Raw genomic sequence first — 11,733 nt, 5'->3', positions numbered from 1 at the left:
ACTGTTTTCGGTTCGGTTAAGAACCGGTCGCTCACTCAAAGCTGACAGGTATATGAATCTCTTCATAAACCTGACTTACTTTAGTGTGAGACTCTTGATACTTTCGCTTTCTGATCCGAAGATCAGCTCGCTTCCATCAAGCGCCCACACTTATCGGCTGTTAATTTTTAAAGAGCATTTCTGCGAGGAACTTCGTGTTTCTCAGCAGCGCTGCGTTTTCAGCAGCAGAGAAGCGAGATTATGAACCGTCTTTCTTCACTCGTCAACAACTTTTTGAACTGCTTCGTTGTGACGGTGAGGGGTTCAGCTTCGTGTGCGTTCGGGTCGTTACAACCGCCCCAACCGCACCGCTTCCCTTCTTCTCCCGCGCCGCGTTTCCGGTAGCGCGAAAGAGGCGTAATTCTATGCAGCTCACGGCAATCGCGCAAGGGGTTTGACGAACTTTTCTTCGTCTTCCCGGCGCCGGCCCGGAGGCATGCCCGGGCACGATGGCGCTTAAGGTGCGAAGAACGGACTAGAATGTGAGGTTCTTCGCCCCTTTATATGTATTTAATATGCGCCAGCGAATCGCCAAACGCCTCCCCCCCGATGCCGACAAACTGGTCGGCCTGTCGCTTGCGCTCTTTGCCTCGGGCAGCCGCATCGAGGATCGCTTCTGGGAAGCGAAGCTCGATGCGCTGCTCGCGAAGATCGTTCGCAACGGCAACCAGACGACGCTCGACGCCGCACTCGACCATCTGCAACAGAATCACCCCGACGCATACGGGGCGCTCGCCGACATGGCCGAGACCCACAGCGAGTCGCTGGTGATCGAGCACGATGGCCAACCGTACGATGCGCTGCTCGTCGCCGTGCCCGTGCTCGCTTGGACGCGCTACATGATTCCGTCGGGGCCGCTGAAAGGCGACGTCGCCGATGCACTGCGTGCGCACCTGCAAGCGCACGTGCTCGCAAGCGGCACGCGGGTCGGCCTAGCCCCATTCCTGTACAGCATCGACCAGTTGCCGCGGCACCACGTCGAAACGTACCGGCTCGCGCAGCAACTCGCGCATGCGGCGATCGGGCAGCACGCCGCCAAGCTGAGCTTCGGCGACTTGCCGGAAACGTCACCGATTCTTGCCGATCCACGCTTCCTGCTCGCCGTCGTCGCCGCGCCGGCCGGCGCGCCGCTGTTCCGCTGGCAGGAAGAAGAACACGGCAATCGCATCGAGCGCGGCCAGTGCCTCGAGCAATGGACCGCCCAAGGCGGCCCGAACCTGTCGATCGCCCTTCCCGGCTGCGAGTTCGAATGCCTGCTTCCGGACGCGTACTATTCGGCATGCCGTGATGCAGACGAACGAATCCGTCCACACACCGTCCGAACGGCCATTCGTTATCTTTTCGACACACTTGGTGCGGCTCCGCAGGAACTGCGCGCCGTCGTCGCAGGCTTCGGCGAACGCCGGATCGACGAGTACCGCGTGGGCTTTACGCGAAGGGCGAGCAACGACGTGATCTATGGCGTCGTGTGGCCGCTCTACGGTCGCGAGAACGGCGACGTGTCGACCGACAACGCGACGCTCGAAGGCGAGGCGCCGATCGAAGGCCCGCTCGAGGAGATCGTGAGTCTGCTGAAGGAATGCGGTGTAACCGACGTCCGACGGCACGCAGGCCGTTTCGAGCCCGAGTATTGCGACGACTGCGGTGTGCCGCTCTATGCGGATCCGCTCGGCGAAATCGTCCATGCGGAAATGCCGGAAGACGCCTCTCCCGCCCAGCCGCACTTTCACTGAACCACGCCGCGGGCCACCTGCCCGAAGCCGCTCCGGTTTCTGCCGGAGCGGCTTTTTTTCGCACCGGCGCGCCTTCCCGTCCAAATTTCAGACTTCTCCTAAGCCTTTCAGCCAAGCAGACATCGTGTAAGGTCTTTGTCACTATCGGATCGAAGACATGCCGACGGCGGATCAACGACTCATCTCATGGAGGTTGGATATGCGGTTCCTGGTGCTGAACTCAGACGCCGAACGGCGTGACGGACTGAAGGTGCTGCTACGACAGATCGACCGTCACGCCACCATCAACGATGCGCCCGACGGTTTCCAGGCGCGTCGGCTGCTGCGCACCGAGCGCTTCGACCTGGTCGCGATCAACTGGCCGGATGTCGGCCGCCACGGTGAGTTGCAGGCGCTCTGCAGCGCGTGCTCGCCGACGCCCGTTGCGGTGATGGTCGACGAGTCGACGCCGGCAGCCATCCAGCGGTTCTACGACTACGGCGTCGCCGGCGTGATCCCGCACGCCACACGGCCACATCTGATCGTGCGCGCACTTGAAATCGTGCTGCTCGGCGGACATTACATTCCCCCCATCGCGCTGAGCCTGCTGCCCTCGCCTGCCGGGACACGCAACGACACCCATTTCCAGACGCTCGCCGGCACGTTGCCGCGCCGCCCGCCGAGCGGGCTGCTATCGCCGCGACAGGCGCAGATCATGCGCTTCGTCCACATGGGCAGCACGAACAAGATGATCGCCCGGACGCTGGGCATCAGCGAGGGCACGGTGAAAATCCATCTCGCCAGCATCTTCCAGCAGCTCGGCGCCGCAAACCGGGCGGCCGCGGTGGCGATCTACAACGGCTGGCTGTCGCCGCATCTCGAGGTGTTGCTGGCCAACCGCGACCGGGCCGGCAAACCCGCCATCGGCGAGCGCGGCCCGATTCCGCTGCGCAAGCACCGGAACGATCGCCGCTATCCGTCGCCCGCGGCGAACGCCGGCCCCCACGATCTGCCGATCGCAGCCGAGCCGAGCGTACGGTTTCGGCGCGAGCGTTAGTCGGACAGTATCGATATTGCGACGGTCGGCATTCGCGAATTCCCAGCTTTGATGCTCAACGAGTAATATGGAAGCCATGGGTTTTCTCTTCACACCGCTTCCGCTCTGGGTTGGTGTTGGTGGCTGGATCGCCGCCGCGATGCTGCTCGCGCTCGCGATCTGGAAGCGCCCATTCATTCGTCTGCAGGACGCGACGCTTCAGCACGTGTGGCTGGCGCTCGTCACCGCGATCACCGTCCTGTGGGCGTCGAATGCATGGCTCGAAGACGGCATCGTCATGCATCTGCTCGGCGCGACGCTGCTCGTCACGCTGTTCGACTGGACGCTCGCGCTGGTTGCGATGGGCGTGGTCACGTGCATCGCCGCAGTGGTCTTCGATGCGCCATGGCAAGGCATCGGCCTCACTTATCTGGTGTACGGCGCGCTGCCCGTCGCCGTGTCCGCGGTGCTGCAGCGCGCCGCCATCGCGTGGCTGCCGCATAACCTCGCGTCGTTCATCATCGGCCAGGGCTTTTTCTCACCGGCCATCGCGATCATCTCGGTCGCCGCGGCTGCGGCCGGCGTGCAGCTCGCGCTGGCGGACGGCGTGCCCGTCGTGATTCCGGCCGGCTATCTGCTCAACACCGCACTGCTCGCGCTCGGTGAAGCGTGGTTCACCGGCATGGCGACAGCACTGATCGCCGTCTATCGGCCCGCGTGGGTGACGACGTTCGACGTCCGGCGCTATCGCCTCGGCGGTCCGCGGGCGTAAACGGCACGCGCCGTGCGCCGGGTCGTATTGCGCAGCGCGGCAGAGTACGGCATCTAAGGCCGCACAACTTTTTTACGCTAAGATTGAACTCCTGATCTTCACCGGGCCTCTATACCTGCCCGATGCCTCATTCGCTCCTCACCAATAACCAGATGGACAGCACTTCTGCCTCGCTCCGGATCGTTCGGGCGCTCGGCAAGCTGGCAGCCTGTGTCGCGGGCTTGTCGCTTGCGCTTCCGGCACCGGTATTCGCCGACCTCCTCGACCAGCGCTCCGAACTGATCAACAAGTTCGTCAACGACATGCATGCCGATCCGATCGTCGCCGATTGTGCGGCGCACGGCAGCTTCATCGCCAGTACGTCGTCGGCATTCGACCGCGTCGACTTCGCGCCGAACGCATTCGAAAGCGGCAACGCAACGATCACGCCGTGGAACGATTCGTTCGATCAGGGCAAGCAACGCGTGAAGGTCGACAACATCGTCGCCGTCGACGGTCTCGGCGTCCACAGTGACGGCAGTGACCCGACACCGCTGAAGTTCCGTTGCGGCTACGTCGGTCAGCAAATGCTGGCGTTCAGCTGGAACGACCCGGTGCCGCCGCTGAAGGCGCACGTCGAGCGCCCGTCGTCGTCGAAGAAGTTCAAGGGCAGGTCGCACCGCGGCAAGGTCAAGGCGTCCGGCCGCACCGGCAAAAAGGCCGCAGCAACGAAGAAATCGAGCGGCACGAAGAAAGCCGTCAAGAAAAAGACCGCGAAGAAGTCCTGATACGACGGAGCGGCAACGACAGAAGCAGAAAAGCCGGCGCATCGCACGATGCGCCGGCTTTTTTTCATCGTGCCAACCCTGCGCTTACGCGAACGCCTCCACCTGCGCCAAGATCGCCGCGAGCATCGCCGCACCGAGCGCCGCGCTGCGCTGGCCGTTCCAGCCGACGCGCTCGTCGGGCAGGTTCGCGTTGTCCTTGAACGGCATCTCGAGCGTCAGCGACAGGCAGCCGAAGTGATGACCGATGTACTTCGACGCGAGCTTGAGCGCGTCCTCCCGGTACTTGCTCGCCGCGTAGCCGTGCTCGGTCTGGAAGTCCGGGCTCGCCACCTTGAACGCATCGATGAATGCGGCCTGCTCGATGCGCTGCTGATCGGTAAAGCTCGGCAGCATCTCGGAACCCGCGACGAACACGTACGGCAAATCCTCGTCGCCGTGGATGTCGAAGAACATGTCGCAACCGGTCGCATGGATCGCATCCCGCACGGCCAGCACTTCGGGACTGCGCTCGACATCGGGCGCCATCCACTCGCGGTTCAGGTTCGCGCCCGCCGCGTTGGTGCGCAGGTTGCCGTGCACGCTGCCGTCCGGATTCATGTTCGGGACGATGTAGAACGTCGCGCGGTCGTACAGCTTGCGCGCCACCGGATCGCCGGACCAATCGCCCCATCCGGCAAGCCGCTTGACCAGCCCTTCGACGAACCACTCGGCCATCGTCTCGCCCGGATGCTGGCGCGCGATGATCCACACCTTCTTCTTCGGCACGCCGTCGAGCTCCGGCGTGCCGAGCGTCAGCAGCGACATCGGCCGGCCTTCGACCGTGCGGCCGAGCTCGACGACGCTCGCCTGCGGCAACTGCTGGACCGCGCCGAGAAACGCCGCGTGCCGCTCTTCCGAGTACGGCTCGAAATACGCGTAGTAGATGCTGTCGAATTCGGGCGTATGGTCGATCGTCATCGTCTTGCCGTCGAACGTCGTCGGCACGCGGAACCAGTCGACGCGGTCGTAGCTCGCGACCGCGTGGTAGTTGTGCCACCCTGCCGGATACGCGCACTCCGCTGCATTTTCGAACGACATCACGCAGCGTTCGCCACGTGCGCCCGTCAACCGGAAGTAGAACCATTGCGCGAACTCCGAGCGGCTGTCGCCGCGTACGCGCAGCCGGATCGCGTCCGCGCGCTCGCACGACACGACGTCGATCGCGCCCGCATCGAAATTGCTGGTGATCGAAAGGGTCATCTGTCTCTCCAGTGTCGAGCGCAACGGCGGATTGCCGCGCCCGGGGTCGTCCATGGACCGGCCGTCTCGTGAACGGCCGGCAAGCTCACTCGCCGATGCGCCGGCGATATACGTAAGTCGAATCGTTCGACGCCGCTGCGTCGAACGCGTAGCCTTCCAGCGCAAAATCCTTCAGCGCCGCCGGCTCGGCGATGCGGTTCTCGACGATGTAGCGCGCCATCAGGCCACGCGCGCGCTTCGCATGAAAGCTGATGATCTTGTAGCGGCCGCCCTTCCAGTCCTCGAACACCGGCGTGACGACCGGCGCGGCCAGCAGCTTCGGCTTGACGGACTTGAAGTACTCGGTCGACGCGCAGTTGATCAACACGCGCGCCGCGCCGCTGCGCGTCTCGAGCTGCTCGTTCAGCGCGCGCGTGATCCGGTCGCCCCAGAACGCATACAGATCCTTGCCGCGTGCGTTCGCGAAACGGGTGCCCATTTCGAGCCGGTACGGCTGCAGCAGATCGAGCGGCCGCAGCAGCCCGTACAGGCCCGACAGCACGCGCACGTGCTGCTGCGCGTAGTCGAGATCCGCGGCCGACAACGATTTCGCATCGAACCCTTCGTACACGTCGCCGTTGAATGCGAGCACGGCCTGCTTCGCGTTGGCCGGCGTGAAGGTCGGCGACCAGTCCGCGTAGCGCTGGAAGTTCAGGCGCGCGAGCGGGTCGGAGATGTCCATCAGCGTCGCGATGTCCTGCGGCGACAGCTTGCGCAGGCCGTCGATCAGCTCCGAGGCATCGTCGACGAAGGCGGGCTGCGTGTAGGACGGGACGTGGGCGGGCGTGTCGTAGTCGAGAGATTTGGCGGGAGAGAGAACGATTATCATAGAGGCTCGCTGGCACGCCGTGCCTTGCGGTCAGACGAAAACCACCGATTGTAACGAATGACCCGCTCACTCGCCCCGCATGCCGCGCACCGCGTCGTGCTCGACTCGAACGTCTGGATCGACATTCTCGTATTCGACGACCCTGCCACGCGCCCGATCCGCGCCGCGCTCGAACACGGCACGCTCGCCGCCGTGATCGACAGCCGCTGCCTGAACGAACTCACGCTCGTGCTCGACTACCCGCAGTTCCAGGCTCGCGCGATCGACAAGACCGAAGCGCTCGCGATCGTCGCGCGCCTGGCGAGCCTCGTCGAGCCGCCGCCGCTTGCGGCCGACGCGCCACCGCTGCCGAAGTGCAAGGACCGCGACGACCAGAAGTTTCTCGAGCTCGCGCGCGCGGCACAGGCCGACTGGCTCGTGTCGAAGGATCGCGCGCTGCTCAAGCTCGCGAAACGCACCGCGCGCGACTTCGGCTTCCGGATCGCGCAGCCCGCGCCGTTTGCCGAAGCGTGCGCACTCGACACCGCGTCGGCCACCACTCCCACGCCGGCCTGAACGGCCCGGCGCCAACCGCTTGCGACCGTATCGATGAACGCTCCTTCCGACATGCCCACCGCTCCCGTTTTCCCTTCGCGCCTGCCGAACGTCGGCACGACGATCTTCACGGTCATGAGCGCGCTCGCCGCCGAAAAAGGCGCCGTCAACCTCGGCCAGGGCTTCCCCGATTTCGACTGCGACCCGCGCATCGTCGACGCGGTCGCGGCCGCGATGCGCAACGGCCAGAATCAGTATCCGCCGATGGCGGGCGTCGCGTCGCTGCGCGGCGCGATCGCCGACAAGATCGAACACCTGTACGGCCGGCGCTACGATGCCGCCACCGAGATCACGGTGACGGCCGGCGCGACGCAGGCGCTGCTCACGGCGATTCTCTGCGCGGTGCATCCGGGCGACGAGGTCATCGTGATCGAGCCGACCTACGACAGCTACCTGCCGTCGATCGAACTCGCCGGCGGCAAGCCGGTGTTCGTCACGCTCGACGCGCCCGACTACGCGATTCCGTTCGACCGTCTCGCCGCCGCGATCACGCCGAAGACGCGCATGATCCTGATCAATACGCCGCACAACCCCACCGGCACCGTGTGGCGCGAGGCGGACCTGCGCAGGCTCGAGGAGATCGTGCGCGGCACCAACGTGCTGATCCTGTCGGACGAGGTGTACGAGCATATGGTCTACGACGGCGCGCGGCACGAGAGCGTCGCGCGCTATCCCGAACTGGCCGCGCGCAGCTTCATCGTGTCGAGCTTCGGGAAGACCTTCCACGTGACCGGCTGGAAGATCGGCTACGTCGCGGCGCCGGCCGCGCTGACCGCGGAATTCCGCAAGGTTCATCAGTTCAACGTGTTCACGGTGAACACGCCGATGCAGGTGGGGATCGCCGATTATCTGCGCGACCCGGCGCCGTATCTGACGCTGCCCGACTTCTATCAGAAGAAGCGCGACTTCTTCCGGGCCGGCCTCGAGCGTACGCGCTTCAAGCTGCTGCCGTGCACGGGCACGTACTTCCAGTGCGTCGATTATTCGGCGATCAGCGACGTGTCCGAAGCGGAATTCGCCAAGTGGCTCACGGCGGAGATCGGTGTGGCGGCCATTCCCGTGTCGGCGTTCTATCACGCGCCGCACGAATCGGGCGTCGTGCGCTTCTGCTTCGCCAAACAGGAGAGCACGCTCGCGTCCGCACTGGAACGGCTGGCGCGCCTGTAACCGGGGCGCCGCCGCGAGCCGCGCGGGCGGCCGGGCCGTGCTTACGAACGCGCGAGGTTTGCCGCTTCAACGTACGCCTTGCGGTCGGCGGCCACGCGCTGCGCGGCGGGCCGTGCGCCGACCAGCTTCGCGTGCGCCTTCCAGTCGATGCCCGCGTCGAGCAGAAAATCGCGATCGTAGATCGCCTTCGTCGCCATCCCGAGCACCGGCAGATGGACGAACGCGGCGATGTCGGCAAGACCGAAGCTATCGCCGAGCACGTACGGTGAAAACTGCGTGAGCCGCTTGAACGCGTCGATCGCGCGCGGCAGGCGCTTCTCGACGTGCGCCTTCATCGCGTCGCTCACCTTCCCGCCGAAAAACGCCTCGGTATAGACCTCGCGCGCGGTCCATTCGAGATACAGCTCGAGCGTCTCGACGAGCTCGCGCACCTTCGCGGCCGCAAACGGCGCCGACGGGAAGATCGCCTTGTCCGGATGCCGCGCGGCCAGATACTCGATGATCGCCTGCGACTCGAACAGCGCGCCCTCTTCGGTCTTCACGAACGGGATTTTGCCGAGCGGCGAATCGGCCAGCAGCGCCGGATCGCTGATCGGCAGGCTGCATTTGGTTTCCTCGAACGGGATGTCGTGCTCGAGCAGCACGAACTTCACCTTGTTGTAGTAGTTGGACAACGGAATACCGCACAACTGCAGCATCGGAGCCTCCTTCGTGGCGTGGGCGCGGTCGCGGCAGAGCCCGACCGGCTCGGGATTCGTCGCGCTGAAAAGCACGTTCGTGCTAGTCTAAAGCAGTTTCCCGCCCGCCACGACGACATTACATCCGCTGCGGCAGCCGCCGGTCCGCACGCGCGACGCGCGGCTCACCGCCGCCGCGCCATTCGATGGAGACACACTCGCATGAGTGCCGAACTGCTGGCTTCGCGGCCGCCCGAGAGCGAATCGACGCTCGTCCTCACGTTGTCCAATCCCGGCGCGCGCAACGCGCTGCATCCCGACATGTATGCGGCCGGCGTCGAAGCGCTCGCGACCGCCGAACGCGATCCCGAGATTCGCGCCGTGGTGCTCACGGGCGCCGATCGCTTCTTTTGCGCGGGCGGCAACCTGAACCGCCTGCTCGACAACCGCTCGAAGGATCCGTCCTGTCAGGCCGACAGCATCGATCAGCTCGCCGCGTGGGTGACGGCGATCCGCGCGTCGACGAAGCCCGTGATCGCCGCAGTGGAAGGCGCGGCGGCCGGTGCAGGCTTCTCGCTCGCGCTCGCCTGCGACATGGTCGTGGCCGCGCACGACGCGAAGTTCGTGATGTCATACGCGCGCGTCGGCCTCACGCCCGACGGCGGCGGCTCGTGGTTTCTCGCGCGCGCACTGCCGCGGGCGCTCGCGGCCGAAATCCTGCTCGAAGGCAAACCGATCGCGGCCGAACGGCTGCATGCGCTCGGCATCGTCAATCGGCTCGCGGTGCCCGGCGCGGCATTGCGCGACGCACTCGCGTGGGCCGACTCGCTTGCCGGCGTCTCGCCGAACGCGCTTGCGCGCATCAAGCAACTGCTCGACGACGCGACCGCCCAGCCGCTCGACGCACACCTCGTGACCGAGCGCGATCATTTCGTCGCGGCGCTGCATCACGCCGACGCGTTCGAAGGCATCACCGCGTTCATGGAGAAGCGTCAGCCGCATTACAAGCGCTGATCGCGCGCGTTCGCAACGTGCCGGCCGCCTTGCCGCGGCCGCGGCGAAGCGCAAGCAGGGCAGCGCCTGCAGCACTCGCCGATCCGTGCTGTAATGGCCGCCTGTCGCGGCGCGCTCCCGGCGCCGTGTTCGCGCATGCAACCAAGGAGTTGACGATGATCGACGTCTACAGCTGGGCGACCCCGAACGGCCACAAGGTCCACATCATGCTCGAGGAAACGGGCCTCGCATACCGCGCGCATCCGGTCGATATCGGTGCAGGCGACCAGTTCAAGCCCGAGTTCCTGAAGATCAGCCCGAACAACAAGATTCCCGCGATCGTCGACTCGGATGGGCCCGGCGGCAAACCGATCTCGCTGTTCGAATCGGGCGCGATTCTCGTGTACCTCGCGGAGAAGACCGGCAAGTTCCTGCCCGCCGATCCTGCCGAGCGCTACGCGACGCTCGAATGGCTGATGTTTCAGATGGGCGGGGTCGGCCCGATGCTCGGCCAGGCGCATCACTTCCGCCTGTACGCGCCGGAGAAGATCGAATACGCGATCAATCGCTATACGAACGAAGCGAAGCGGCTGTACAACGTGATGGAAAAACGCCTCGCGCAATCCGAATATCTGGCGGGCGACACGTACACGATCGCCGACATCGCGACGTTCCCGTGGACGCGTTCGTGGCAGAACCAGGGCATCGTGCTCGACGAGCTGCCGAACGTGAAACGCTGGCACGAGGCGATCGCCGCACGCCCGGCCGTGCAGCGCGGCGTCGAGGTGCTCGCGTCGCTGCGCAAGGCGCTGCAGGACGACAAGGCGCGCGAGATCCTGTTCGGGGCGACGCAGTACGCGAAGCATTGAACGACGCGCCTCGTGCGACGCTGCGGCACCGGCGATGCCGCAGCGTCAGAAGTAGTGCAGCGTGATGAATTCCGCCGCGCAGACGAGCATCGGCGCATCGGCTTGCTCGACCTGCATCGACACCCGCCACGTCACCTGCACGCCGCCCTGCGCGGCGTCGGCTGCTTCCTTCACGGCGAACAGCGCACGCACGCGCGCACCGACCCGCACCGGCTTCAGGAACCGCACGCGGTTCAGACCGTAGTTCACGCCCATCTTCTGCTCGAAGCGCATCGCGTCGGTCATCAGCGCGGGAATCAGCGACAGCGTCAGGAACCCGTGCGCGATCGGGCCGCCGAACGGCGACTCGCGCCGCGCACGCTCCGGATCGACGTGAATCCACTGGTGATCGCCGGTCGCGTCGGCGAAACCGTCGACGCGACGCTGATCGATCTCGACCCAGCCGCTCGCGAACGGCTCGGCGCCGACGAGCGCACGCAGCGCCTGCGCCGACGCGATCAGCGGCAACGCGACGTCGCTCATGCGCTCGCTCCCTGCGGATCGCGCAACCCGAAGATCACCTTGCTGAGCACGATGATCACCGTGTCGCCGGCGCCGTTGACGCCGATCCATTCGGTCGACACGATGCCGCGATCCGGCTTGCTCGCCGACACGCGCTTGTCGCGAATCTTCTGATACATCGTGATCGTGTCGCCGGCGCGCACGGGCTTGAGCCAGCTGATCGAGTCGACGCCGGGCGAGCCCATGCTGGTCGAATCGGATCCGAGCTTCGCGATCAGCAGGCCCATGAATACCGAACACGTATGCCAGCCGCTCGCGACCAGGCCGCCGAACGGCGATGCCTTGCCCTCCTCCTCGTCGAGATGAAACGGCTGCGGATCGTAGCGTTGCGCAAACGCCTTGATGTCGTCCGCTTCGAACGTATAGCGTCCGATTTCGGTGGTACTGCCGACTTCCAGATCTTCGAAACTGATTCCCACTGTGTCTCTCCTGTGCCACG

The 11,733-nt window shown here is 65.2% G+C and carries 13 protein-coding genes; 8 read left to right on the top strand and 5 right to left on the bottom strand.

The genetic code is table 11. The features are described from left to right. Positions 1-554 precede the first annotated feature (554 nt). The 4 genes from C3Y15_RS13990 to C3Y15_RS13975 all read left to right on the top strand — a co-directional run bounded on the left by C3Y15_RS13990 (position 555) and on the right by C3Y15_RS13975 (position 4,326). Positions 555-1,772 (top strand): DUF2863 family protein, encoded by a 1,218-nt coding sequence (locus C3Y15_RS13990; protein ID WP_011885506.1) that lies wholly within the window; start codon positions 555-557, stop codon positions 1,770-1,772. Positions 1,773-1,971: 199 nt separating this feature from the next. Continuing rightward, the gene (locus C3Y15_RS13985; protein ID WP_011885507.1) at positions 1,972-2,808 is read left to right on the top strand and encodes a response regulator transcription factor; all 837 of its coding nucleotides are present in this window, start codon (positions 1,972-1,974) and stop codon (positions 2,806-2,808) included. 76 nt (positions 2,809-2,884) lie between these two features. Continuing rightward, positions 2,885-3,559: an energy-coupling factor ABC transporter permease gene (locus C3Y15_RS13980; RefSeq protein ID WP_043291379.1), complete on the top strand. Its 675-nt coding sequence runs from the start codon at positions 2,885-2,887 to the stop codon at positions 3,557-3,559. Between the two features lie 122 nt (positions 3,560-3,681). Further along, complete coding sequence (locus tag C3Y15_RS13975; RefSeq protein WP_059461897.1) at positions 3,682-4,326, top strand: hypothetical protein; 645 nt, start codon at positions 3,682-3,684, stop codon at positions 4,324-4,326. An 84-nt stretch (positions 4,327-4,410) separates the two neighbouring features. On the opposite strand, the gene C3Y15_RS13970 is transcribed toward C3Y15_RS13975, so the two are convergent. Further along, positions 4,411-5,565 carry a M14-type cytosolic carboxypeptidase gene (locus C3Y15_RS13970; protein WP_069246388.1) on the bottom strand — a complete coding sequence of 385 codons (1,155 nt, stop codon included), beginning with the start codon at positions 5,563-5,565 and terminating at the stop codon, positions 4,411-4,413. Between the two features lie 85 nt (positions 5,566-5,650). Beyond that, on the bottom strand, positions 5,651-6,433 hold the full coding sequence (gene yaaA, locus C3Y15_RS13965) for a peroxide stress protein YaaA (protein WP_014723345.1): 783 nt from the start codon (positions 6,431-6,433) through the stop codon (positions 5,651-5,653). 57 nt (positions 6,434-6,490) lie between these two features. Here yaaA and C3Y15_RS13960 point away from each other — a divergent pair, with 57 nt between their 5' ends. Both C3Y15_RS13960 and C3Y15_RS13955 read left to right on the top strand, forming a co-directional pair. Then, a complete protein-coding gene (locus C3Y15_RS13960) occupies positions 6,491-6,988 on the top strand; it encodes a putative toxin-antitoxin system toxin component, PIN family (protein ID WP_011885512.1) in 498 nt (165 codons plus the stop codon). A 33-nt stretch (positions 6,989-7,021) separates the two neighbouring features. Continuing rightward, entirely contained in the window at positions 7,022-8,194 is a 1,173-nt protein-coding gene (locus tag C3Y15_RS13955) for a pyridoxal phosphate-dependent aminotransferase (protein WP_059461896.1), read from the top strand. Between the two features lie 41 nt (positions 8,195-8,235). Here the strand turns inward: C3Y15_RS13955 and C3Y15_RS13950 are convergent, their stop codons facing one another. After that, a complete protein-coding gene (locus C3Y15_RS13950; RefSeq protein WP_034194075.1) occupies positions 8,236-8,892 on the bottom strand; it encodes a glutathione S-transferase in 657 nt (218 codons plus the stop codon). A gap of 201 nt (positions 8,893-9,093) precedes the next feature. On the opposite strand from C3Y15_RS13950, the gene C3Y15_RS13945 reads away from it, so the two are divergent. Both C3Y15_RS13945 and C3Y15_RS13940 read left to right on the top strand, forming a co-directional pair. Next, entirely contained in the window at positions 9,094-9,885 is a 792-nt protein-coding gene (locus tag C3Y15_RS13945) for an enoyl-CoA hydratase (protein WP_046424338.1), read from the top strand. 155 nt (positions 9,886-10,040) lie between these two features. Next, the gene (locus C3Y15_RS13940) at positions 10,041-10,733 is read left to right on the top strand and encodes a glutathione binding-like protein (RefSeq protein WP_014723350.1); all 693 of its coding nucleotides are present in this window, start codon (positions 10,041-10,043) and stop codon (positions 10,731-10,733) included. Between the two features lie 45 nt (positions 10,734-10,778). Here C3Y15_RS13940 and C3Y15_RS13935 read toward each other — a convergent pair whose 3' ends face one another. Together C3Y15_RS13935 and C3Y15_RS13930 are read right to left on the bottom strand one after the other, a co-directional pair. Beyond that, the gene (locus C3Y15_RS13935; protein ID WP_059668374.1) at positions 10,779-11,255 is read right to left on the bottom strand and encodes a MaoC family dehydratase; all 477 of its coding nucleotides are present in this window, start codon (positions 11,253-11,255) and stop codon (positions 10,779-10,781) included. Continuing rightward, the gene (locus C3Y15_RS13930) at positions 11,252-11,713 is read right to left on the bottom strand and encodes a MaoC family dehydratase (RefSeq protein WP_069246277.1); all 462 of its coding nucleotides are present in this window, start codon (positions 11,711-11,713) and stop codon (positions 11,252-11,254) included. Before C3Y15_RS13930 ends, C3Y15_RS13935 begins: the two co-directional genes overlap by 4 nt. Positions 11,714-11,733 lie beyond the last annotated feature (20 nt).

It is taken from the genome of Burkholderia sp. B10 (assembly GCF_004368385.1).
GTDB classification, from domain to species: Bacteria; Pseudomonadota; Gammaproteobacteria; order Burkholderiales; family Burkholderiaceae; genus Burkholderia; species Burkholderia vietnamiensis.
This window is presented reverse-complemented; position numbering and strand designations above follow the sequence as displayed.

What these genes read in the sequence shown, in the direction of transcription:
- C3Y15_RS13990 (WP_011885506.1), top strand. Translation starts at nt 555, where the DNA reads ATGCGCCAGCGAATCGCCAAACGCCTCCCCCCCGATGCCGACAAACTG.
- C3Y15_RS13985 (WP_011885507.1), top strand. Translation starts at nt 1,972, where the DNA reads ATGCGGTTCCTGGTGCTGAACTCAGACGCCGAACGGCGTGACGGACTG.
- C3Y15_RS13980 (WP_043291379.1), top strand. Translation starts at nt 2,885, where the DNA reads ATGGGTTTTCTCTTCACACCGCTTCCGCTCTGGGTTGGTGTTGGTGGC.
- C3Y15_RS13975 (WP_059461897.1), top strand. Translation starts at nt 3,682, where the DNA reads ATGCCTCATTCGCTCCTCACCAATAACCAGATGGACAGCACTTCTGCC.
- C3Y15_RS13970 (WP_069246388.1), bottom strand. Translation starts at nt 5,565, where the DNA reads ATGACCCTTTCGATCACCAGCAATTTCGATGCGGGCGCGATCGACGTC.
- yaaA (WP_014723345.1), bottom strand. Translation starts at nt 6,433, where the DNA reads ATGATAATCGTTCTCTCTCCCGCCAAATCTCTCGACTACGACACGCCC.
- C3Y15_RS13960 (WP_011885512.1), top strand. Translation starts at nt 6,491, where the DNA reads ATGACCCGCTCACTCGCCCCGCATGCCGCGCACCGCGTCGTGCTCGAC.
- C3Y15_RS13955 (WP_059461896.1), top strand. Translation starts at nt 7,022, where the DNA reads ATGAACGCTCCTTCCGACATGCCCACCGCTCCCGTTTTCCCTTCGCGC.
- C3Y15_RS13950 (WP_034194075.1), bottom strand. Translation starts at nt 8,892, where the DNA reads ATGCTGCAGTTGTGCGGTATTCCGTTGTCCAACTACTACAACAAGGTG.
- C3Y15_RS13945 (WP_046424338.1), top strand. Translation starts at nt 9,094, where the DNA reads ATGAGTGCCGAACTGCTGGCTTCGCGGCCGCCCGAGAGCGAATCGACG.
- C3Y15_RS13940 (WP_014723350.1), top strand. Translation starts at nt 10,041, where the DNA reads ATGATCGACGTCTACAGCTGGGCGACCCCGAACGGCCACAAGGTCCAC.
- C3Y15_RS13935 (WP_059668374.1), bottom strand. Translation starts at nt 11,255, where the DNA reads ATGAGCGACGTCGCGTTGCCGCTGATCGCGTCGGCGCAGGCGCTGCGT.